The 23,913-nt window shown below is 42.2% G+C and carries 15 protein-coding genes and 2 pseudogenes; 13 read left to right on the forward strand and 4 right to left on the reverse strand.

Features of this window, described 5'->3' with window-relative positions; translation table 11 throughout:
* Positions 1–96: 96 nt before the first annotated feature.
* On the reverse strand, positions 97–4,212 hold the full coding sequence (locus tag LIZ66_RS06180) for a fibronectin type III domain-containing protein (protein WP_227200625.1): 4,116 nt from the start codon (positions 4,210–4,212) through the stop codon (positions 97–99).
* 67 nt (positions 4,213–4,279) lie between these two features.
* Between LIZ66_RS06180 and LIZ66_RS06185 the strand changes: the two genes are divergently transcribed.
* The 5 genes and pseudogenes from LIZ66_RS06185 to LIZ66_RS19870 form a co-directional block, all read left to right on the forward strand.
* Positions 4,280–4,492, forward strand: a complete 213-nt coding sequence (locus LIZ66_RS06185; protein WP_173715729.1) for a hypothetical protein — start codon at positions 4,280–4,282, stop codon at positions 4,490–4,492.
* Positions 4,493–4,731: 239 nt separating this feature from the next.
* Positions 4,732–5,091, forward strand: coding sequence for a TnpV protein (locus tag LIZ66_RS06190; protein WP_173715781.1), 360 nt, complete (start codon positions 4,732–4,734; stop codon positions 5,089–5,091).
* Positions 5,092–5,247: 156 nt separating this feature from the next.
* Positions 5,248–6,297 (forward strand): PDDEXK nuclease domain-containing protein, encoded by a 1,050-nt coding sequence (locus LIZ66_RS06195; protein ID WP_173718620.1) that lies wholly within the window; start codon positions 5,248–5,250, stop codon positions 6,295–6,297.
* 93 nt (positions 6,298–6,390) lie between these two features.
* Positions 6,391–6,570, forward strand: a pseudogene (locus LIZ66_RS19865) (helix-turn-helix domain-containing protein); the annotation flags it as partial.
* 159 nt (positions 6,571–6,729) lie between these two features.
* Positions 6,730–7,119, forward strand: a pseudogene (locus tag LIZ66_RS19870) (conjugal transfer protein); the annotation flags it as partial.
* Positions 7,120–7,167: 48 nt separating this feature from the next.
* Here the strand turns inward: LIZ66_RS19870 and LIZ66_RS06205 are convergent.
* A complete protein-coding gene (locus tag LIZ66_RS06205) occupies positions 7,168–7,473 on the reverse strand; it encodes a winged helix-turn-helix transcriptional regulator (RefSeq protein ID WP_173715731.1) in 306 nt (101 codons plus the stop codon).
* A gap of 134 nt (positions 7,474–7,607) precedes the next feature.
* Here LIZ66_RS06205 and LIZ66_RS06210 point away from each other — a divergent pair, with 134 nt between their 5' ends.
* The 4 genes from LIZ66_RS06210 to LIZ66_RS06220 all read left to right on the forward strand — a co-directional run bounded on the left by LIZ66_RS06210 (position 7,608) and on the right by LIZ66_RS06220 (position 11,036).
* Positions 7,608–8,042, forward strand: a complete 435-nt coding sequence (locus LIZ66_RS06210) for an Hsp20/alpha crystallin family protein (protein WP_173734793.1) — start codon at positions 7,608–7,610, stop codon at positions 8,040–8,042.
* Positions 8,043–8,497: 455 nt separating this feature from the next.
* The gene (locus LIZ66_RS19875; RefSeq protein ID WP_368356867.1) at positions 8,498–8,581 is read left to right on the forward strand and encodes a DUF6783 domain-containing protein; all 84 of its coding nucleotides are present in this window, start codon (positions 8,498–8,500) and stop codon (positions 8,579–8,581) included.
* 96 nt (positions 8,582–8,677) lie between these two features.
* Positions 8,678–9,628 (forward strand): 3'-5' exonuclease, encoded by a 951-nt coding sequence (locus LIZ66_RS06215; RefSeq protein WP_173715733.1) that lies wholly within the window; start codon positions 8,678–8,680, stop codon positions 9,626–9,628.
* 124 nt (positions 9,629–9,752) lie between these two features.
* Entirely contained in the window at positions 9,753–11,036 is a 1,284-nt protein-coding gene (locus tag LIZ66_RS06220) for a hypothetical protein (protein WP_227200624.1), read from the forward strand.
* Between the two features lie 131 nt (positions 11,037–11,167).
* On the opposite strand, the gene LIZ66_RS06225 is transcribed toward LIZ66_RS06220, so the two are convergent.
* Complete coding sequence (locus tag LIZ66_RS06225) at positions 11,168–12,400, reverse strand: D-alanyl-D-alanine carboxypeptidase family protein (protein WP_227200623.1); 1,233 nt, start codon at positions 12,398–12,400, stop codon at positions 11,168–11,170.
* A 617-nt stretch (positions 12,401–13,017) separates the two neighbouring features.
* Here LIZ66_RS06225 and ileS point away from each other — a divergent pair.
* From ileS to LIZ66_RS06240, 3 genes are all read left to right on the forward strand, one after another.
* Positions 13,018–16,170: an isoleucine--tRNA ligase gene (gene ileS / locus LIZ66_RS06230; RefSeq protein ID WP_195379570.1), complete on the forward strand. Its 3,153-nt coding sequence runs from the start codon at positions 13,018–13,020 to the stop codon at positions 16,168–16,170.
* Between the two features lie 25 nt (positions 16,171–16,195).
* Entirely contained in the window at positions 16,196–18,673 is a 2,478-nt protein-coding gene (locus LIZ66_RS06235; protein ID WP_195477187.1) for a glycogen/starch/alpha-glucan phosphorylase, read from the forward strand.
* Positions 18,674–18,883: 210 nt separating this feature from the next.
* Positions 18,884–20,569, forward strand: coding sequence for an AAA family ATPase (locus LIZ66_RS06240; protein WP_195379603.1), 1,686 nt, complete (start codon positions 18,884–18,886; stop codon positions 20,567–20,569).
* Between the two features lie 54 nt (positions 20,570–20,623).
* On the opposite strand, the gene LIZ66_RS06245 is transcribed toward LIZ66_RS06240, so the two are convergent.
* Positions 20,624–21,385 (reverse strand): PIG-L family deacetylase, encoded by a 762-nt coding sequence (locus tag LIZ66_RS06245; RefSeq protein WP_195379568.1) that lies wholly within the window; start codon positions 21,383–21,385, stop codon positions 20,624–20,626.
* 135 nt (positions 21,386–21,520) lie between these two features.
* On the opposite strand from LIZ66_RS06245, the gene LIZ66_RS06250 reads away from it, so the two are divergent.
* Positions 21,521–23,557 carry a beta-galactosidase gene (locus LIZ66_RS06250; protein WP_195379567.1) on the forward strand — a complete coding sequence of 679 codons (2,037 nt, stop codon included), beginning with the start codon at positions 21,521–21,523 and terminating at the stop codon, positions 23,555–23,557.
* The last annotated feature ends 356 nt before the right edge of the window (positions 23,558–23,913 follow it).

Genomic DNA, 23,913 nt, shown 5'->3' on the forward strand with positions numbered 1-23,913 from the left:
AGTTATACAGAGAATATAGAATCTTCTGGTTGGTTTGGAAGATTTATGAAAAATGCCAGGCTGCATCGTTCAAAGACGCTGACCTGGCATTTGGCATTATCTAATTTTTACGGATTTTTTGGAACTCCATTTGGAATAATATTTTTTGCCGCTTACAACTTTGTAGGTGCGGATCCGTACATAATATTTTTTCTTTGAAACCAGTTTCTTTAAGGTTGCGCGTGTAGCAGAACCTTTTACGGTAAGGGCTTTCGCCTTTTTCATGCTGCTGTTCTGACTGTAGCTGATCTGATAGCCGCTGATGGATTTGGCCTTTTTCCAGGTAACAGTGGCTTGTTTTGCTGTTTTTGATTTTACAGAACGCAGGCTTGTTTTTGCAGGAATTACAGTTATGGTAACTGTTTTCGATGCAGCAGCGTACCGGGTTCCGGCTGCCACGGTAATGGTAACATTGGCTTTACCTGGGTTAACTGGAATTACTTTTGTTCCGGAAATCTTTACTACTTTTGTGTTAGAAGACTTCAGGGAAACTTTTCCATCTGATTCAATGCTGGTGATAATGTTTGCTTTCTTTTTGCTTTTTGTAAGCGTTATGTCAGAGGCATTGATTACAGCTGGAACAGGGGTGATTGCAGTGTCATTGTTCGCTTCATTGTTGGAGCTGTTGTTCTGATTATTGTTGTTATTATTGGTGTTGTTATTGTTTTGACCGTTATTGTTCTGGTCATTATTACCGGATGTATTTCCGTTGTTATTATTGTTGTTGTTTCCTGGTGTGCTGCTGTTCTGGTTGCCTTTATCGGAATCATTTTTACCGGAGTTATCTTTGCCGGAATCATCTTTACCAGAGTTATCTTTACCAGAATCGTCTTTACCGGAATCGTTTTTACCGGAGTCATCTTTACCGGAATCATCTTTACCAGAATCGCCTTTACCAGAATCATCTTTACCGGAATCATCTTTACCAGAATCATCTTTACCGGAGTCATCTTTACCAGAATCATCTTTACCAGGATTATCTTTTCCTGCGTCCGAGTCATCCTTGTCAGGAGCTGCTGTGATCGTAAAGGTTGTGTTAATAATGCCGGTGTAATTTCCAGCTCCAGTAATAGTTACAGTAGCAGTACCTTCCTTCACATTATCTTTATAAGAAACTGTGAAATCAGTGCCTGCTGCAAGCGTCTTGTCTCCGTATGTAACGGTAACATCCGGGCATTTCTCTGTTCCGTCACTGGTGTAGGAATACTGGGAAAGTGAAGCGGAATAGCGGCTGATATCCAATGGTTTAATGGTAAAGTCTTTCGTAACGGAACCAGTATAATTTCCAGTTCCAGTGAGGATTGCGGAAGCAGTACCTGCATTCACGTTGTTTGCATAAGTGACTGTGAAATCGGTATCTTCGCTAAGCCAGCGGGTTCCTGAATAAAGACGGACATACCGTTGTTCTTTGGCAGTTCCATCGTAATCAAAGGAATCATTGTATAATGTAACTTCATAATTACTGATATCAGCGGGAACAATCTGGAAATCTTTTGTAACAGAACCAGTGTAATTTCCACTGCCGTTTACGATAACAGAAGCAGTACCTGCATCCCAGTTGTTTCGGTAGGAAACGTAATAATCCTGGTTCAGAGTTAATTCTTTGTCCCCGCTTTTTACCGTGACGGTTGGGCGCAAAGAGGAGCCTGTGTAGGTAAGGCTTTCATCGGAAAGTGTAACCGTGCAGCTGCTGATGTCAGCTCTGTTTATGGTAAAGGATTTGGTTACATATCCCTGGTAATTTCCAATTCCGTCAATTCCAACCCACGGAGAATTGTAATAGCTGCTTGGTTCAATGTTGTTGTGGTATGTTACGATGAAATCCCTGTCTTTTACCAGGGTTTTACCGCTGTGGGTAACTGTCACTTCAGGAGTTACTTCAGAACCAGTGTAGTATGCAGGGGCAACGGAGAAGCTGGCATTGGACATACTGAGCTTCTGGATGTTATAAGTGGTTTCCACAGAACCTGTATAAACACCAATTCCGGTAACCGTGAGTTTTACAGTGCCGGCATTGATAAGATCGCCATCATAGGTGATCTCGTAATCAGTACCTTCTGTAAGCAGTTTATTGTTTACTTTCAAATGAACAGATGGTTTATGTTCCGTTCCGTCGAATACAAAATAACTGGAAGGAAGGTACCAGCTGGCTGTATCATCGCTGATCATATTTACATAAATCTTGGCAGTAAATACAGCGGATGGATTGGTCTTCTCCTGAATGGTAAAGGTGGCAAATCCTGGTTTTAATGCTGTAATGGTACACGTATTCTTGCCGGTTTGCTCTACCGAGACAATGCTTTCATCTGAACTGCTAATCTTCCAGTTGGTGATTTGGTCATAGTCCTTATTTGCGCTGGCAAAATAGGAATACCAGAGAATATCAGCAGTTCCGCCAGGCTCCATCTGATAGATTTCTTTCATTTCCTGATAGAAAGTATTGGAGGCGTCCTTTTTCTGAACGTCTAATTCAACTGGGACAGAGAACTGCTTCTGATAACCACAGACGCGGCATGTTCCAGTGAGCAGTGCATTTTCAGCTTTGTCAGCGTAATTATATTTATGTCCATTTTCAATTCTGGCTGCATGGTTGCTGGAAAGATCATTCAGGCTGATTTCGTAGAAGGTATTAAACTGATTTTTCCAGGTGTACCAGATTGCTTTGCCGTTGCTGACAATTGGAGCACAATCAGAAAGGTTTCCAGCCATTTTGTGGGTTGTACCAACCTGCTGGCCAGTTCCATCTACAGCTGTGTAATAAACATAACCCTGGTTTGACCACAGCAGGATGAAACTGTTGTTTCCGGTTTTGACTAGGTGTGGTGTAAGCGCGCTGTCATCGGTGCCCGCGTAATTGGAATAAAAGTGCGTGAAGGTTTCCCCGCTGGATTTATCCATAGAAGTAATGAAAACATCTCTGGTGGTGGCGGTACTGTCCGTGTCTTTGGTGCCTGCAATTAAGTAGGCAGAATCGGAGTATTCGAAAGCACCCAGGGAAGCTCCTGTGTAATTGTAGTGAATACTGGTGTCGTTTACCAGAGACATAAAAGTAAGGCTTTTACATGGAGTGGCAATTCCGGACTGGAAGTTACCGCTGCTGATATCAGATACATATTTGGAAAGAACCAATGCAGTTGGGTAACCTTCTCCATGATCCACGCCAAGGAGAGTTCCATTGTCTACCTGTATAAACTGATTGAAAGAATGGCTTACATAACCATTGGAGGTATTCCATACACCAGTGAATTTGTCAACAATATTCATGCTTGACGTATCTACTGAAAATGTAACATTTGCCTGGTGTCCATTGTACATTTTGTGGCAGGTTCTTACAAAAAGGTAATTTCCGTTTATAACCATCCGCGCGGAACCGGCATCAAAGGGATAAGCTGTGTTGGCACCAAAAAGACCACAGGATCCAAGTGCTTTCCAGTCCTTCGTATATTTTGTTACATGATAAACCTCTACAGAATCATCGTGGTCCGTATTATTTTGTCCGGACAGAACATAGTAATTATCAGCGCTTTCATAGAATGCTCCAAAAACTGGTAGTGACAGTGGCACAGTCACTGTACGCTGATAATTATAGGATGAATCATAATATTCAACTAAAAGAGTTCCGTCCAGAGCTCCGGCTTGAACTCGCATCAAACCGCCATCCGGGCTTGTAGTTAAATAAGAGCTGACAGTGGAAGACCAGACCGTATAGTTCTGATATTCCAGGTTACGTCCTGAGTAGGAGTTGCATGTTGCAGTAATAGATGGATCAATTTCAATATCTGCTTCTACAATAGAAGCTCTGGGGGCTGCATTCGCGTAGTCAATAATGGAAGTCTCGTCCTCTATCTCCGTATCCGCAATTTCTTCCTCCGACACCTCCCCATCTGAAAATCCCTGCTCATTGATATCGGATTCATCAGATGCAAAATCACTTGTGGTTTCCGCCTCTGCATTGGAAAAGAAGCTGCTGTCTTCGTTGGCAGAATCCGGATCTTCTATCTGGAAGCTGTCTTGTGAAGTATCGTCTGAAGAAACGGATACTTCTGGGTCTGCTTCATCTGATGCGACTAAATTGTCGGAGAAATCTGAGAAATCCTCGCCATAAACAGGAGCGGTTCCCAACATGGACAGAGAAAGCAGGATAGACAAAAGCTTTGCTTTTTTGTTTTTCATACATTTCCTCCTTAAAGTGTGACCTATTTCTGGAATAATTTTACTATAAAGACATAGCGATTTCTATATGAAAATATTACGGAAATCCATTTATTCCGTGCTGAAAAATATAAGTCTGGCATTTACCAGGATCTACAATGCAATCACTGGAAATGCAGATGCAGTAGAGGAAAATGGCGAGGCAGTCCGTCTGTACCAGAATTTCTGGAGCTCCACAAGGGAAAATGTGAAAAGGGGCACAAATTTAGTTTTTCATTTAAGAAAATGTGAAAAAATGTGAAATTAGCACTCACCTCTTGACAATGGAAGTCGATTTTTGTCCTGGCTTGTGTATCCCGAAAGTGGCTATTTTACAGGCTTTCCGGGGCATCAGTCATTTTGTCTGGTATTGTAAAGCAGTGTCAGATTTGTCGTAAATGTCGTAAATTTGTGGTCAAAAAATGATGAGAAATGGAGAGTGCTAATAAAATGAACGCAGGTAGCGAAGCAACTGCGTTCATGAGCAAGTAGCGAAAGCGGATTGCGAATGTCCTATTTGTAACGTACACGAATGTAAATGGGCATCTGATTCCGAATCTTACCTATAAATCCGGTGAACAGATGGAGCGGATTGGCAAGTATGGGTTCTTACGCAGAGATTATCTGAAGAACCATAAAAATTCTCTGTATCAGGTCATGCTTCTGCAGGACACCATTGGAGAACATCTTCTGGAAGTGGATAAGGCAGCCAGAGAACGGGAAGAGGTAATTCTGAAGCAGTTAGAAGAAAAAGAACCATTGCCGGACAAAGAAGCAGATCAGATGGCATGGGTGAGAGCTGCCAACCAGCACAGAGCGATTGCAGAAGAGATTATTTTCAAGGAATTGATTTATATTTAAATGGGGGGATGAGGTCGTGGATTGCGACCTCATTATTATGTGAGAACATGAAATAGCAGTAGGCATAATGAGAAAAATAGGGTAATATAACAGTAAGCAATTGGTGTAGTTTTGAAATGCCGATTTGGCATTTCAAGTTATAGAAGGGAATTGATAATGAAAAAAGAGATATTAATAGCAGATAATATTGACAACATTTATGATGAAATAAATGCGTTGATCAGGGAAAAGAAAACTAATGTAAAAAAAGTTGTGAATGATGCCATTATTTCTCTTAATTGGGGAATTGGAAAAAGACTTAGTGTGGAGTTAACTGGAAATAATAAGCCTGAGTATGGAAAAAAAGTTGTTACAGAAGTCAGTAAAAGGCTGGAACAGGAGTATGGTTCGGGATTTGATAAAACATCAATTTCAAGAATGATTAAGTTTTATCAGGAATTTCCTGACTTCGAAAAAGTTGCGACACTGTCGCAACAATTGACCTGGTCGCATTTTGTAGAGATTCTGCCAATACAAGATGAGTTAAAAAGAGATTTTTATGCCGCAATGTGTATGCAGGAAAACTGGTCAGTGCGAACACTGCGTGAAAGAAAAAAATCCATGCTTTATGAACGAACTGCAATATCGAAGAAACCAGAAGAAACGATTAAAAATGAAATTGCAGAATTACGAGATGATGGAAAAATGAGTCTGGATCTTTTTTACAGAGATCCATATATGCTTGATTTTCTCGGTTTACGTGATACTTATAGTGAAAAAGATTTAGAAAATGCTATTCTTGCAGAATTAGAAAAATTTATTCTGGAAATGGGATCGGATTTTGCATTTTTAGCAAGACAGAAACATTTTGTACTGGATGGCAAGGACTACTATATGGATTTATTATTCTATCATAGAGGCTTGAGAAGGTTGGTTCTTGTTGAACTAAAGCTTGGAGAATTTGAACCGCAGGATAAAGGACAAGTCGAACTGTATTTGCGATGGCTGGAAAAGAATGAAAGAGTGGAAGGTGAAGAAAGTCCGGTTGCACTTATATTATGTGCAGAAAAATCACAGGAAACCATAGAATTAATGCAATTGGATCATGGAAATATCCATGTGGGACAGTATATGACCCAAATGCCCCCAAAAGAACTTCTGGAACAGAAGCTATCCCTTGCTATTGCAAATGCGAGAGAATTGTTAGAACAGAGGAAAGAAGAATAAAAATTTTGAATTTAATAATGAAATACAGAGAAAGGCGTGAGTCATAGAAATATGGCTTGCGTCTTTTTCTGTCTGGAAAGGAAGTGGGGTAGAATGGCACAAGTCTTTCGTGTAGAACGAAACAAGAATTTTACTGTAATGTGCAACCCTCATTTCAAGAACAAAAATTTGTCATTAAAGGCAAAGGGACTGTTATCCCTGATGTTAAGTCTGCCAGAGGACTGGAATTACAATATGCAGGGACTGGCAACATTGAGCAGAGATGGGATTGATCATGGGTATGGAAACATGAAAACAGCCACCAGATGCTTTCCATCCGGTGTAGCCAGATATGACAAGGAGCCAATCTTTCAGAATAATCTTCTTTTTTACAATGGTATGTATTATCAGATTGGAGAAGAACACAAGGAGTTCTGTGCAGAGAAAACGCAGGATGAGGACGGTGCAATGGTCATAACACAGAATCCTACCCTTGCTCCGGCGGTACAGAAATCAAAGTATGAACCGAAAGCACAGGAAGCCGATGTCAGTGTCAGCTCCGATACAGTCAAGGACGCTACCGCTTTCTTGGAAACATTCTTTAAGCTCTATCCGATAGCTACGGAAAAGGAACTTGCCTACTATGTCAAAGACGGCGTGCTTGCTCCTGTATCCGGCGATTATGTATTTTCGAAACTGGTAAATCCTGTCTTTACCAAAGATGGCGATAACCTCAAGGTCAGTGTGTCTGTGAAATATCTGGATAACAAATCGAAAATGACACAAATCTCACAGTATGAGCTTGTGCTTCATAAGGACGATAACTGGAAGATTGTAGGATAAAATCAAAAGGCTTGCTTTCGTATAAACTACGGACAGCAGGCCTAAATATTACATTAAATGTATATCACTCCATTTTTTCATATCTTGAAGAATCGGTACAAAACTTTTCCCTAAATCAGTTAAAGAATATTCTACTTTCGGTGGGACTTCTTGATATACATATCGTGAGATAAACCCATCTTGCTCTAATTCTCTAAGCTGTTTCGTCAAAGTAGACTGTGTAATATCGCCTAATCTTCGGCGTAGTTCCCCGAATCTTTGGATTTCATATTCTGAAATATACCACAAAATAGTTATTTTCCACTTTCCACTTAAAATATTTTGGAAAATGTGAAAAATATGTGAAATTAGCACTCGCCTCTTGACAGTGCTAACAATGCGTGTTATATTACATGCAGAACAAAGGAAGAGAGAAAAAGAAATCTTCCAGTTTCAACAACGATGTTAATTAAACACGCAAGTGTTCACAATATAAGGAGGAATGGATTATGTTAATGCCTAGTATTTTTGGAGAAGATTTATTTGATGACTGGATGAGATTACCTGTAGAAAGAGAGAATCACAGAGGTTACAGAGCTGCTGAATTGATGAAGACAGATATTAAGGATGTGGATGGAAATTATGAGCTGAGCATTGATCTTCCAGGATTCCATAAAGAGGATGTGAAGATTCAGCTGAAGGATGGCTATCTGAACATTCAGGCTTCCAGAACCGAGAATAAAGATGAGAAAGACAATAACGGCAAATACGTTCACAGAGAGCGTTACACCGGACAGTGCTCCAGAAGCTTTTATGTAGGTAAGGAACTGGAGCATGAGGACATCCATGCGAAATATGACAATGGTGTTCTGACTGTTACTTTCCCGAAGGAAGCGAAGAAGAAAGTGCCGGAAGAGAAGAAGTTTATTTCTATTGAAGGCTGATTTCCGGGGAAAGAGCTGTTTTAACAGATAAGAATTCCCACAGGAAACTGATAACAGATAATAACTGGCGCGGAGCAGTTCACCTGCTTCGTGCCGATGAAATAAATGATTGAAATAGATAATTGAATTAGATAATACAGAGTGTGCATTAGCCGTAAATCAGAAGCGGCGGCTGATATTGCCGACTTACATAAGTAACAAGTGAAAGCGGCAGAGCATGTTTTATTTGATGTGCTTGCAGTGTATGGATTATTCAGCGATATTGAAATAATGGTAAACAGCTTCTTTTATATAGATTGTGTTTTAGATTGTGTTTCATTTTAAGACGATTTTCTAATTTACATAGATTTTGTTTCATACCCCCTCATTTCCTGCCGGCTACCCACCGGCAGGTTTTTTCTTATGTCTTTACATCATTTCACCTGTCTGCTATACTTGTCTGGAATTGTTGATGACTGCGAAAGACAGAACAAAAATCTCTCACAAATTGTGATGCATATCTTGCAGAAAGCCTTTTTCAAACAGGCTTCAGAGCGTGAAAACAAGATGCTGCTGCAGTAATCGTGGATGGCAAAAACATGTTACTGTTACTCCGTTCACAGTAACAAAAACATTTTCAGAGAAGGAATTTACTCATGAATTATATTGTATTTGACCTGGAATGGAATCAGAGTCCAGGGGGAAAAAGGTGGTCTAACAGCCGTCTGCCTTTTGAAATCATAGAAATCGGCGCCATAAAACTAAATGAAGAGAAAGAAATTGTGGATAGCTTTCAGCGTCTGATCAAGCCCCAGGTGTACAATTGGATTCATGACAGCATCCATGAAGTGATTCACATGAATTATAAGGATCTGCAGAAAGGAACTCTTTTCCCACAGGCCATCACGGAATTTTTGGAATGGTGTGGCGAAGAATATATTTTCTTTACCTGGGGAAATCAGGATGTAATGGAACTGCAGCGGAACATGAAATATTATGGAAAACTTTCCCTGCTCAAAGGTCCGGTGACTTATTATGATGTGCAGAAATTATTTGCTATTCGTTATGAAGAAAATGACGAGCGCCGTGCTCTGGAATTTGCTGCTGATAAAATGGGCGTGGAGAAGAAAATGGATTTTCACCGCGCTCTGGGAGATGCTTATTATACTGCATGTATTCTCCAGAAAATAGAAGATAAATACATTTTTCCAAACTCATCCCTGGACGTGTATCAGAATCCCAAGAGCAAGCGTGAAGAGATTCACATATCCTATCCAACCTATGATAAATATGTATCCCGGGAGTTCTATTCCCGCGAAAAAGCCATGAAGGACCGGGAAGTAACCAGCACGAAATGTCCATTGTGCCATAATCCTGCCAAGCGTAAGATCCGTTGGTTTATGAATAATTCCAAGGTTTACTACAGTGTGTCCCTCTGTCAGGAGCATGGCTTTGTACTGGGAAAAATCAGGATTCGCCGAACGGAAGATAATAAGTACTATGTAATTAAGAAGCTCACCAATGTAACCGATGAAGAAGCCGATGAAATCCGCCAGAAACGTGATGCGCATCGTGCCAAACGGAGACTGAAGAAAGAAGAGCAGTAAATCCGTGAAACTACTTCTTGTAACGAATGAAAAACTAACATTTGGTTAATAGAAAAATCCCCTCCAATCACATATGCTGATTATAAGTAATACAACAACAGCGTATAAAAAAGGAGGGGTTTTTATGAGTTTAAGAAATTATTTTTACAGGTTTGGGAAATACATTCTGACATTTTTCTTTGTAACACTGCTGCTGGTTCTCTTTGGTCCGCTGCGGGCGCAGGCTGCTATCACCAAGGAAGTTACCTCGGATGGTTTTAAACTCAGCGGAACGGGCAGCATGAATGTGTGGGATGGAGACGAATTCCGCTACTATATCGGCTATCAGATCCCTCATGAAGACTCCATGGATTACAAGGTAGATGTGACTATGACTTTTCAAAGCTCCAGTCTGACGCCAGGCAGGGCAAGCGTGTATCTGGATGACGACAGCATACCCTTATATTCAAACGGAGGTACGGTGCTGCAGGGCTCAGCCACGTTCTCCAAATCTGATGAAATGGAATTGATGGAAATATTTGTAAATTATGATAGTTTTCCAAGTGAGCAGAACGTAGATTTTTCCATCACTGTAAATGTGCGGGAAAATCGCAAAAACGCAGATATTGCCATTTATCCGCCGGAAAACAATTACGATAAAACCACAGGAATGTTCCTGGTAACGGTTGATGATCCTTATGTTTTTTATTCAAATAAGGATTCGTCCAAATATTCTGTAAGTATTTCGGATTCATCAGTGGCACAGGTTACAGGCATTACTCCAAAATCCAATGACAGCTTTGAGGTGAGCGTATATTTTGCAAAAGCAGGTTCGGCGGATTTCGTTTTTAAATATGGAAATCAGACGAAAAAGGTGACCTTCACAGTAGCGAAAACAGTCATAACTGTTTCCAGCTCCATCTCCCTGAAGGTGGGGGATACCACCATGTTTTCCAATTATGTTTTCAAAACCGGCGGTGGAAGCATCACCATCAAGAAAGTGAAATCCAGCAATAAAAAGATCGTTGATGCAGCCGGAGGATTCCTGATCGCAAAGAAGCCTGGCACTGCCAAGGTAAGTGCCCTGGTAAATGGCAAGCGGAGAACCATAACCGTGATCGTCGGCAAAAAGCCTGCCCCCAAGCCAAAACTGAAACAGCTTCAGGTAAAAGTGAAAGGCTATAAATATTATCCGGATTCCGGCAAAACCATTTACACAACCCGCTTCACCAATAAATCCAAAAGCACCATCACAAAAGTGAAGCTGAAATTTACCATGACCATTAATGAAGAAATGACCCGCACCAAAACCTTTAAGGTCAATATAAAACCGGGAAAGACAAAAACCATGAAGCTGAATATAGGAAAACTAATAGCAGATCCTTCAAATATTACGGTGAAATGTCTGAAATTCTGGTATAAGAGTTGAGAAATGAAATTGTAGTAATAGGAGCATTTCGAATAAAGAGATAAAAGAATATTGTGTAAAGTAGAGGAACTACAATAATACAGGGCTAAGAACGAAAATGCGTAATGCAGTTTTCATTCTTAGCCCTTATTCTATAAAGTCGGTGTTGTCAGCAGACTGGTCATGATCGACCGTTCATACTGCATTCCCCATCCAACCATCTGGCCATTGAAATAATACTTGCTCTTTAATCTCAATGGTCCCACAGCGTTGGAAAGAATGGCCTGTTTCTTGGTAAGAACACTGAGGTCTGTTCCTGTGGGGACGGTCACGTATACATTTTTTGTGTAGTAGAATGGATAAGTATTTCCGCAATTATTCAGCAGATACTGTTCACTTGGAAGATTTTTCTTCGGGACAGGATTCTTGCTGATTTTCATTTTTTTACATTCGAAATTGTCGAAACCGTAATCTAGAAGGCTCTTTGTGTCAGCCCAGGCGCCATTTACGGAATTCATCACAACTGCAACCAGGGTCATATTGCCGCGCTTGGCATAGGTGATCAGAGTCGCACCGGCAGCATCTGTGTAGCCTGTTTTTCCACCCAGAACACCATCGTAGGCGTAATCCCTGCCAGCCATCATCTTGTGATGATTGAGCAGATAGCGGGTTTCTGTAAAAATATTGGTAGGCGGAATTTCATAAAGATCTGTGGTGAAAAATTTCCTGCAAAGTGGATTCTGCCATGCAGCCTTGGCTATCTTTGCCATGTCGCCTGCGGTGGTTACATGAGTCTCATCAGGAAGTCCGTTAGGGTTATTAAAATGGGTGTTTTTGCATCCAAGCTGCTGGGCTCTGGTGTTCATCAGTTCTACAAACTTCTTCACAGAACCGGAAACCTCTTCCCCAATACCAAGTGCCATTTCATTGGCTGATTCCAGCATCAGTGCCATAAGACATTGTTCAACTGTAAAAACCTCTCCGGCATCACCATAAATGGTGGAGCTTCCCGCTTCAATTCCGTAAGCCGCCTGCTGGGAAAGGGTAAGCTGTGCGTTCACGTCCAGGTTCTCACATCCAAGAAGACAGGTGAGAAGCTTGGTAATACTGGCCGGGTAAAGCTGAGTATTAGCATTCTTGGAATACAGGACCGCCTCTGTGTTTAAGTCCATGAGAACTGCTGACTGCGCCTCAATCTTAGGACCCTCCGGCCAACCCTCAATGGAATCGGTATCAGCTGCCTGTGCATAATATTCGGTATGCGGATCCGGAGTAGGAGTGGGAGATTCGCTGGCAGTGTCTGTAGCTTCTGCCCAGACAGCGCCCGTCTGCCCAAGCAGCATTGCTGCTGTCAGGATTCCACAGAAAATCCGCTTTATTTTCATATGAAGATTTTTCCTGATCATATAAAATCCTTTCTTAAAATAGTACATAAAATTCCCAATACGTAATTGCATTATACCACTTTTCTTTATGTAAAACTATTAAAAGAGTGTGAATTGTTCACAGCACCCCGGAAAATCCACAAATTCAGCATTATTTTCCCCTATTCTCCCCATTTTTTCAGCGGAAAAACACTTGACATATAGAAATTCAGACCCTTATAATAGACAGGAAACAGAATAGTTAAAGACTGTGATGGAGACAGTAAGCTGATTTTGAACGTTTAAGGTTGTGCAGACACAGACAGCAGCAATCTTTTCAGCGAGACGGGGATGGTGTAAGCCCGCCGCAAGTAGATTCAGCCGAAGATCACTCCGGAGTTTTATCTCTGAAGGAACAAGTAGGAGATAACGGAATTCCCCCGTTACAGGGAGCGTGTATCGGCTGCGTGTGCAAGCCTGTACAATGTAACAGGTGGTATAACGAGTGCTGACAGCTTTCGTCCTTTTGCAGGATGAGAGCTTTTTTTATGCAGACGGAGAATCCTGCAGGCAGGATTCTTTATGTAACAGGAAATCCCAACAGCAATCGACTGATAATTTTAAAGGAGGAAAAAGCTTTGTACCAGAAAGTAGACACGAATCTGAATTTCGTAGATCGCGAGAAAAAAGTAGAAGAATTCTGGAAAGAAAACCATATTTTCGAAAAAAGTATGGAAAACCGTAAAGAAGGCCCGACTTACACATTCTATGACGGACCGCCAACAGCAAACGGCAAGCCGCATATCGGCCATGTGCTGACACGTGTTATCAAGGATATGATCCCAAGATACCGTGCAATGAAGGGTTACATGGTTCCGCGTAAGGCTGGATGGGATACCCATGGTCTTCCGGTAGAGCTTGAAGTAGAGAAGAAGCTTGGTCTGGATGGAAAAGAGCAGATCGAGGAATACGGTATGGAGCCGTTCATCCAGCAGTGTAAAGAGAGTGTCTGGAAATACAAAGGAATGTGGGAGGATTTCTCCTCAACAGTTGGTTTCTGGGCTGATATGGAGCATCCATATGTAACTTACGAGGACAATTATATTGAGTCCGAGTGGTGGGCACTGAAAGAAATCTGGAACAAAGGCCTCTTATACAAAGGCTTCAAGATCGTTCCTTACTGTCCACGCTGCGGAACCCCGCTTTCATCCCAGGAGGTTTCCCAGGGCTATAAATTAGTAAAAGAGCGTTCTGCAATCGCACGTTTCAAAGTGGTTGGAGAGGATGCATATTTCCTGGCATGGACCACAACACCGTGGACACTGCCTTCTAACGTTGCACTTTGCGTAAATCCGGATGAGACTTACTGTAAAGTAAAAGCAGCAGACGGATACACTTATTATATGGCAGAAGCACTTCTTGACAAAGTACTTGGCAAGCTTGCAAAGGAAGAAGAGCCTGCATATGAGGTCCTGGAAACCTATAAAGGAAAAGACCTGGAATACAAGGAATATGAGCCACTGTTTAAATGCACAGGTGACTATGTAGCATCCAAGGGCAAGAAAGCGCATTATCTCGTATGTGATAACTACGTTACCATGAGTGATGGTACCGGTATCGTTCATATCGCTCCTGCATTTGGTGAAGACGACAGCCGTGTAGGACGTGAATATGACCTTCCGTTTGTACAGTTTGTAGATGGCAAGGGTGATCTTACTGCTGAGACACCATATGCCGGTGTATTTGTTAAGAAAGCAGACCCAATGGTACTGGCTGATCTTGAAAAAGAAGGCAAGCTGTTCGATGCTCCGAAATTTGAGCATGATTACCCACACTGCTGGCGTTGCGATACACCACTGATCTACTACGCAAGAGAATCCTGGTTTATTAAAATGACAGCTGTTAAAGATGACCTGATCCGCAATAACAACACCATTAACTGGATCCCGGAGAGTATCGGTAAAGGACGTTTCGGCGACTGGCTTGAGAACGTTCAGGACTGGGGAATCAGCCGTAACCGTTACTGGGGAACTCCACTGAATATCTGGGAGTGCAGCTGCGGTCATATGGAATCTGTTGGAAGCCGTCAGGATCTCTATGAGAAAACTGGTGACGAGCGCGCCAAGACAGTAGAGCTTCACCGCCCATACATTGACGAGCTTACCATGAAGTGTCCGGAGTGCGGCGGCACTATGCACCGTGTACCGGAGGTTATTGACTGCTGGTTCGATTCAGGAGCAATGCCATTTGCACAGCATCATTATCCATTTGAGAATCAGGAATTGTTCAAACAGCAGTTCCCGGCAAACTTTATTTCTGAGGCTGTTGACCAGACAAGAGGATGGTTCTACTCCCTTCTTGCTGAGTCTACTCTTCTGTTTAATCAGGCTCCATATAAGAACGTTATCGTTCTTGGACATGTTCAGGATGAGAATGGCCAGAAGATGAGCAAGTCCAAGGGAAATGCAGTTGATCCGTTTGATGCACTTCAGACATACGGTGCAGATGCCATCCGCTGGTACTTCTACATCAACAGTGCACCATGGCTGCCGAACCGTTTCCATGGCAAGGCTGTTCAGGAAGGTCAGCGTAAATTCATGGGTACTCTGTGGAATACCTATGCATTCTTTGTACTTTATGCAAATATTGATAACTTCGATGCTACCAAATATACACTTGACTATGACAAGCTTCCGGTTATGGACAAATGGCTCCTCAGCAAGCTGAATACACTTGTAAAGACTGTTGACGAGGATCTGAACGACTATAAGATTCCGGAGACTGCAAGAGCACTTCAGGGCTTTGTAGACGAGATGAGTAACTGGTATGTAAGACGCTGCCGTGAGCGTTTCTGGGCAAAAGGCATGGAGCAGGATAAGATCAATGCGTACATGACTCTTTACACAGCACTGGTAACGGTTGCCAAGGCTGCAGCTCCGATGATCCCGTTCATGACAGAGGATATTTACCAGAATCTTGTAAGATCTCTGGACAAAACAGCTCCTGAGAGTATCCATCTCTGCGACTTCCCGGAAGTAAAGGAAGAGTGGATCAACAAGGATCTGGAAGAAAACATGGAAGAAGTTCTGGATGTTGTTGTTCTTGGCCGTGCATGCCGTAACACAGCAAACATCAAGAACCGTCAGCCAATCGGAACCATGTATGTAAAAGCTCCGAAGGTGATGGATAAATATTTCACAGACATTATTGCAGACGAGCTGAATGTAAAGGAAGTGAAATTTGCAGATGACGTGGAATCCTTCATTTCCTACAGCTTCAAGCCACAGCTTCGTACAGTGGGACCGAAATACGGCAAGCTTCTTGGCGGAATCCGTGCTGCACTTGCAGAAATCAACGGCAACAAGGCAATGAACGACCTGAAAGCAAACGGTGTACTTGTACTTGATATTGATGGAAACAAGGTTGAGCTTACAGAGGAAGACCTGCTCATCGAGACTGCACAGACAGAAGGTTATGTAACAGAGTCTGAAGGCGAGACTGCAGTTGTTCTGGATACCAACCTGACACCTGAGCTGATCGAAGAGGGATTTGTCCGCGAGATCATCAGTAAAGTACAGACCATGCGTAAAGAGGCTGGCTTCGAGGTTATGGATAAGATCCGTGTATCTGTAAAAGATAATGACAAGATTATCGAGACCATGAAGGCAAACGAGGCTGAGATCAAATCTGAAGTTCTGGCTGAGGAAGTCGTTTATGGCGAGACAGATGGTTATGTAAAAGAGTGGAATATTAATAAAGAGCATGTAACTCTTGGTGTTACAAAGCTTTGATTTAACATACAACAGGAGGATCAAAATGATTGACAAACAGTTTGACAAAGAAACCTTCAAGAAAAGTGTAAAAGACAACGTTAAGTTTCTTTACCGCAGAAAGCTTGAAGAGGCAACTCAGGAGCAGCTTTTCCAGGCAGTAAGCTACACAGTGAAGGATGTGATCATCGATAACTGGCTTGATACACAGAATGCTTATGAAGAACAGGATCCGAAGATCGTATATTATATGTCCATGGAGTTTCTTATGGGACGTGCCCTTGGAAACAACCTTTTAAACCTTGGCGCATACGGTGAAGTGAAAGAAGCTCTTGAAGAGCTTGGAATCGACATCAATGCACTTGAGGATCAGGAGCCGGATCCGGCACTTGGAAACGGCGGTCTGGGAAGACTTGCAGCATGTTTCCTTGATTCCCTTGCAACACTTGGATACAGTGCATATGGCTGCGGAATCCGTTACCGTTATGGTATGTTCAAACAGGAAATCAGAGACGGATACCAGGTTGAGGTTCCGGATGCATGGCTTGAGGAAGGCTATCCATTTGAACTTCGTCGTCCGGAGTACGCAAAAGAGGTACACTTCGGCGGATATGTAAGAGTTGAATATGACCAGGCAACCGGTCAGAACAAATTCATCCATGAAGGATATCAGGCTGTAAAGGCTATTCCATACGATATGCCGATCGTTGGATACGAGAACAATGTAGTAAATACACTTCGTATCTGGGATGCAGCTGCTATCGAAGAATTTGGATTTGATTCCTTTGACAAAGGTGATTACAAGAAAGCCGTTGAGCAGGAGAACCTTGCGAAGGATATCGTAAACGTTCTTTATCCGAACGACAATAAAATGTCTGGTAAAGAGCTTCGTCTGAAACAGCAGTACTTCTTCGTATCTGCAAGTATTCAGGCTGCAATCGAGAAATATAAGAAAACACATAATGATATCAAGAAGCTCCACGAGAAAGTCGTATTCCAGATGAACGATACTCATCCGACTATGGCAGTTGCAGAGCTTATGCGTCTTCTTATGGATCAGGAAGGTCTTGGCTGGGACGATGCCTGGGCTGTAACTACCAAATGTGTTGCTTACACCAACCATACCATTATGGCTGAAGCTCTTGAGAAATGGCCGATCGAGCTGTTTTCCAGACTTCTTCCACGTGTATATCAGATCATCGAAGAGATCAACCGTCGTTTCATCATTGAAGTACAGAACAGATATCCTGGAAACTATGAGAAAATCAAAAAGATGGCAATCATCTATGACGGACAGGTTAAGATGGCTCACCTTGCAATCGTTGCAGGCTTCTCTGTAAATGGTGTTGCAAGACTTCATACAGAAATCCTGAAGAATCAGGAGTTAAAAGATTTCTATGAGATGATGCCAGAGAAATTTAATAACAAAACCAACGGTATCACTCAGAGACGTTTCCTTCTTCACGGAAACCAGAATCTTGCTGCATGGATCACAGACCATATTGGACCAGACTGGATCACAGATCTTTCCCAGATCAGCAAGCTGAAGGTATATGCTGACGATGAGAAGGCTCTTCAGGAGTTTATGAACATTAAATTCCAGAACAAACAGCGTCTTGCAAAATATATTCTGGAGCACAATGGTGTTGAAGTTGATCCTCACTCCATTTTCGATGTACAGGTTAAGAGACTTCATGAGTATAAGAGACAGCTTCTCAATATTCTTCATGTAATCTATCTGTACAACCAGATTAAATTACATCCGGAGATGGAATTCTATCCAAGAACCTTCATCTTTGGTGCAAAAGCTTCTGCAGCATATGAGCGTGCGAAAAAGATCATCAAACTGATCAACTGCGTAGCAGATGTTGTAAACAACGATCCATCAATTGGCGGCAAGATCAAAGTTGTATTTATCGAGAACTACAGAGTATCTAATGCTGAGATGATCTTTGCAGCAGCAGATGTTTCCGAGCAGATTTCTACTGCAAGTAAAGAGGCTTCCGGTACAGGTAACATGAAGTTCATGCTGAACGGTGCTCCTACACTTGGAACCATGGACGGTGCAAACGTAGAGATCGTTGAGGAAGTTGGTCAGGAGAACGCATTCATCTTCGGTATGAGCGCTGACCAGATCATTAATTATGAGAACCATGGCGGATACGATCCAGACTTTATCTACAACACAGATGCTGAGATCCGTCAGGTACTGATGCAGCTGATCAATGGAACCTTCTCCAGCGATACAGAGCTGTTCAGAGATATCTATGATTCTCTTCTGAACACTAAGAACTGCTCCAGAGCAGACCAGTATTTCATTCTCGGAGACTTCAGATCCTATGCTGAGGCTCAGAAGAGAGTGGAGGCAGCTTACAAGGATGAGAAGAAGTGGGCGAAGATGGCGCTTCTGAACACTGCATGCAGTGGTAAATTCTCCTCTGACAGAACCATCCAGGAGTATGTAGATGATATCTGGCATCTGGATAAGGTTACTGTAACCAAGAGCGAGGCTGCTGAGAAATAAATAAGGGCAAATTTATTTTGCGAAAAAGATTATAAGAAATAATAAAAGCTGTATCCATGCCAGAACCTGAAAAGGTTGGTGTGGATGCAGCTTTTTTCCGCTACAGTAAATATGAATTTTTTTCAGATTGAGTTTACCATTCAAGTGTGCCATAATGAATATATACATATCAGTGTGGGAAAAATGCGGATAAGGAGGTCAGAGGCTGTTATGAAACCAATCGTATCCATTGGAAATCAGGATTTCAGATCCATTCGGGAGAATCATAATTTTTATATTGATAAGACAGCGTTTATCAAAGAATGGTGGGAAAATCAGGATACAGTTACGTTGATCACCCGCCCCAGACGCTTTGGCAAAACCTTGAACATGAGTATGGTGGAGAATTTTTTCTCAATTCAATCCAAGGCGGAGGAGAATCTTTTTACAGGGCTTGAGATTTGGAAAGAAGAGAAGTACTGGGAACTTCACGGCAAATATCCGGTGATTTTTCTTAGTTTCGCTTCTGTGAAAGGCGATACTTATTCCGATGTGCGCGAAGGAATCGTGCAGACCATCCTGGATCTATACGCGAAGTATGATTATCTGCGCCAGAGTGATGCACTGAATGAGAAGGAAAAGGCCTATTTTGACTATGTGAATGGTGAAATGTCCAATACCATTGCAGCTATGGCGCTTCGGAGATTATCTCTTTGTATGAGTCTGTATTATGGGAAAAAAGTGTTGATTCTGCTGGATGAATATGATACGCCGCTGCAGGAAGCTTATGTGAAAGGGTACTGGAATGAACTGACCTCTTTTATGAGCAGTCTGTTTAATTATACGTTTAAAACCAATCCATATATGGAACGTGGATTGCTAACTGGAATCACACGGGTCAGCAAGGAATCTATTTTTTCCGATCTTAATAATCTGGAAATAGTGACAACCACCTCAAATAAATACAGCACCTCTTTTGGTTTTACGGAGGAGGAAGTGAGAAATGCCCTGCAGCTGTTTGGACTCCAGGATCAGGCGGATAATGTGAAAAAATGGTACGATGGTTTTTGCTTTGGAAATAAGAGTGATATTTACAATCCCTGGTCTATTACGAAATATCTGGATACTGGGAAATTTGACAGCTATTGGGTTAATACCAGCTCCAATTCGTTGATTGATAAGCTGATTCAAGGCGGTACTTCAGATATCAAAATTGCTATGGAAGATTTGCTGGAGGGAAAGACCATAGAAACTGCCATTGATGAAGAAATCATTTTTGAGCAGCTGGAAAATAACAGTGCGGCTGTGTGGAGTCTGTTGCTGGCCTGTGGATATTTGAAGGTAAATAAAGCTTCAAAAGATGGCGCTGGTGGAAACTATATTCTTTCTCTGACTAATTTTGAAGTACAGAACATGTTTCGCCGCATGATTCAGGGATGGTTTGGTAATGTGTCCGTAAGGTACAACGATTTTATTAAAGCATTATTGTCAGATGACCTGGATTACATGAATCAGTATATGAATCAGGTTGCGATGCAGACTTTCAGCTTTTTTGATACTGGAAAAAAGGCAGAAGAGCAGGAGGAACCGGAGCGGTTTTACCATGGTTTTGTACTGGGGCTGATGGTTGACCTTGCAGATAAATACAGAATTACCTCTAACCGGGAAAGCGGTCTGGGACGGTACGATATTATGATGGAGCCCCTGGAGAAAAATAAAAGAGCATATGTAATAGAATTTAAAGTGCATAAAGCAAAGCGTGAAAAGGATTTGGAGGAAACCGCACAGAATGCTTTGCAGCAGATTGCGGAAAGAAATTATGATGCGGAGCTTATGGCACGGGGAATTCGAAAAGAAAATATCAGACATTTGGGATTTGCATTTTGGGGAAAGAAAGTGCTGATTGAGCAGGAATAAATCAGGAACGGGCAGCAGCTCTTAGTTGAGTTGCCTGCCCGTTGGTGTTATACATTATTTTTCTATTGCTATTTCCTGCCAGTACTCATAGGCCAGCATATGATACATTTTCCTTACGGTAGTCCGCTGACTGGTGTAGAGTTTGGCTAGTTTGCGCTTCTGGATGTAGAGGTCTTTCGGCATTTCTTCAAGGTCGTAGGGAACCTTATCATTTACATAATACTTTCCAAAAGAATAGAAATCAGCATTGCAGTCTGTCTCTTTATAGGCTTTTTTTACAAGCTGGTGAGTCATCTGGTGGTGGTGATGGCCGTACTCGCCGTCTGCGTTGTGAGTGGCAACCTGTTTCCAGTCTTTGTAGTTCAGGACTGTGGCAATATCTGCTTCCATATCTTTTTTCCAGTAGTTCCAGCTGCTGCGATCTTTTCCGATTTTGTCAGGGTAGGAAAGAATCAGATATTTGTCCCCGGTAGCTTTCATTACGGATTTAAATTCTGCGCTTCGAACCGGATCATTTCCACGGGTCATACATACTACCAGATACTTCTCCTCAATCAAATGCCGTCCTCCCCAGAGCAGATCATCATCTGGGTGTGCCACAAACATCACCTTGTCGTAACCATCCAGATCAAGGGCGTCCAGATCGGCAGTAGTTACATGGGGCAGATTCAGGTAAGGATAAAAAAGATAAAGCTTATGTCCGGCAAAGGCAATCGCGCTTAGTATTACAATTGCCGCCAGTAACTGTTTCCAGTGCCGCACTGACCAGGAAAAAAGATCGACAGTGCTGGAACTGGCAGAAAAAATATTTTTCATATTAGGTACTCCATTTCTGAGTTTATTTGTATAGACGAAATCGAAAATGAAATTGATTATTTGTAACAATTATACTATATTTGAGATAAGTTACAAGCTAAGATATAATACCATAAAAAACAATGGAGGATGAATATGAAAGAACTTCTTTACGGAGCAGCATATTATGATGAGTATATGCCGTATGATCGCCTGGATAAAGATGTGGAAATGATGAAAAAAGCGGGAATCAATACCGTTCGAATTGCCGAGTCTACCTGGAGCACCTGCGAGCCGCAGCCAGGAGTATTTGATTTTTCCCATGTGGAAAGAGTAATGGATGCCATGGAAGAGGCAGGAATCAATGTGATTATCGGTACACCTACCTATGCTGTGCCTACCTGGATGGTGAAGGCACATCCGGATGTACTGGCTGAAACAGTAAGAGGAAGAGGCATTTACGGCGCCCGTCAGATCATGGACATTACCCATCCGGTGTACCTTTTCTATGCGGAGCGTGTAATCCGAGAACTGATGAAGCTCACAGCACATAGAAAGTGCGTCATCGGTTTCCAGCTGGATAATGAGACGAAATATTACGGAACTGCTGGAAAAAACGTGCAGGAGCAGTTTGTGAAATATATTCGTGAAAAATTCCATGATGATCTGGATGCCCTGAATTACGAATTTGGCCTGGATTACTGGAGCAATCGAATCAACGCCTGGGAGGATTTTCCAGATGTGCGCGGAACCATCAACGGAAGCCTTGGCGCAGAATTTGAGAAATTCCAGAGAACTCTGGTGGACAAATTCCTCGGCTGGCAGGCTGATATTGTAAATGAATATAGAAGAGAAGACCAGTTTGTAACCCATAATCTGGATTTTGAGTGGCGTGGATATTCCTATGGCATTCAGCCTTATGTAAACCATCTGCATGCGTCCCAGTGCCTGACAATTGCAGGAACCGATATTTACCATCCTACACAGGACGACCTCACTGGCGTAGAAATTGCATTCGGCGGAGATCTGATCCGCTCCCTGAAACAGGATAACTATCTGGTAATTGAAACCGAAGCACAGGGATTTCCTGGATGGACACCATATAAAGGACAGCTGAGATTACAGGCATACAGTCACCTGGCATCGGGAGCGAATAGTGTGATGTACTGGCACTGGCATTCCATTCACAATGCCTGTGAAACCTACTGGAAGGGAATTCTTAGTCATGATTTTCAGGAGAATGCCACTTACAGGGAAGCCTGCATAATTGGTAACGAGTTTGCCCGCCTTGGAAAACATCTGGTTAACCTGAAGAAGAAAAATGAAGTGGCAGTACTGGTCAGCAATGAAGCACTTACTGCTCTGAACTGGTTCCGAATCCAGGAACAGGCACCCGGCGCGGATGCTAAGAGTATCTATTATAATGACGTTATGCGTTGGATGTACGATACTCTGTATCACATGAACATAGAATGCGATTTCATCTGGCCAGAGTCCGAGAATCTGGATCAATATAAAGCAATTATAGTACCAGCCCTTTATGCGGCACCTGATGAGCTTCTCATACGGTTAAATCAGTATGTGGAAAATGGCGGAACCCTGATTGCATCCTTTAAAACTGCTTTTGCAAATGAAAATGTGAAGGTAAGCCATGAGGTGCAGCCGCATATTCTGAGCAACTGCTTCGGAGTCCATTACGATCAGTTCACTTTCCCGAAAAATGTGGGCTTAACAGGGGAAGTTATTCTGAAAAAAACAGATCAGAAAGGCAATGCACACCCAGCTGCGAATGTATTTATGGAGCTTCTGGTTTCGGAAGGAGCAGAAGTGCTGGCATCTTACGAGCACTATAATTGGAAAGATTACGCCGCTATCACCCGAAACCACTACGGAAAAGGCCAGGCCGTATACATCGGCTGCATGACAGACGAGGAAACCCTGAAGTCCGTTTATAAAGCCGTGCTCCCGGAAGCAGACGTAGAAATCCCAGAATACCACTACCCAATTATTGTGCGAAAAGGTTTGAATGATCTGGGAAAAACTGTTTGTTATTTCTTGAATTATTCTGGTATGGAACTGGAAATGCCTTATGATTATAAAAATGGCATAGAGCTGTTAGAAAACACCGCCGTAGAAAATGGCACCGCTCTCCAAATGCCTGCATGGGGTGTGAAAATCGTGGAAGAAGCTTAAAAAGAAACCATAAAAAGTCCCGGTAAACGGTGGAAAGACATCGGTTACCGGAACTTTTTGTGTTACCAGTATTTGTTTGGAACACCAGTAGCGTGATTTGTTTGGTCCGTGTGTTGGTTTATATGCTGGCGGCTTTCTGCCTGGTCTGATTGTGGTTGTAAGGAAAGCGGATATAGGTCTAAATAATTTAATGCACATAAAACGTGATTTTTGTGTTAAGATAGTAATGAAAAACGTGAGAAAATTGCGAATAAAAGCTTATAAAACGTGATGACTTTTCTTGAAGGGGTGAGACTATGTATTTTAGGACGATAAGCGGGAATCCTCGGCAATTCAATTACCGAGATGAAAGCGTA

Source organism: Blautia faecis (assembly GCF_020554845.1).
GTDB lineage: Bacteria > Bacillota > Clostridia > Lachnospirales > Lachnospiraceae > Blautia_A > Blautia_A faecis.

Bases quoted from the DNA above. Each gene is read 5' to 3' on its own strand.
- LIZ66_RS06235 (WP_195477187.1), top strand. From the start codon at position 16,196: ATGATTGACAAACAGTTTGACAAAGAAACCTTCAAGAAAAGTGTAAAA.
- LIZ66_RS06195 (WP_173718620.1), top strand. From the start codon at position 5,248: ATGAAAAAAGAGATATTAATAGCAGATAATATTGACAACATTTATGAT.
- LIZ66_RS06215 (WP_173715733.1), top strand. From the start codon at position 8,678: ATGAATTATATTGTATTTGACCTGGAATGGAATCAGAGTCCAGGGGGA.
- LIZ66_RS06225 (WP_227200623.1), bottom strand. From the start codon at position 12,400: ATGAAAATAAAGCGGATTTTCTGTGGAATCCTGACAGCAGCAATGCTG.
- LIZ66_RS06180 (WP_227200625.1), bottom strand. From the start codon at position 4,212: ATGAAAAACAAAAAAGCAAAGCTTTTGTCTATCCTGCTTTCTCTGTCC.
- LIZ66_RS06220 (WP_227200624.1), top strand. From the start codon at position 9,753: ATGAGTTTAAGAAATTATTTTTACAGGTTTGGGAAATACATTCTGACA.
- LIZ66_RS06210 (WP_173734793.1), top strand. From the start codon at position 7,608: ATGTTAATGCCTAGTATTTTTGGAGAAGATTTATTTGATGACTGGATG.
- LIZ66_RS06245 (WP_195379568.1), bottom strand. From the start codon at position 21,385: ATGAAAAATATTTTTTCTGCCAGTTCCAGCACTGTCGATCTTTTTTCC.
- LIZ66_RS06185 (WP_173715729.1), top strand. From the start codon at position 4,280: ATGAAAATATTACGGAAATCCATTTATTCCGTGCTGAAAAATATAAGT.
- LIZ66_RS06250 (WP_195379567.1), top strand. From the start codon at position 21,521: ATGAAAGAACTTCTTTACGGAGCAGCATATTATGATGAGTATATGCCG.
- LIZ66_RS06240 (WP_195379603.1), top strand. From the start codon at position 18,884: ATGAAACCAATCGTATCCATTGGAAATCAGGATTTCAGATCCATTCGG.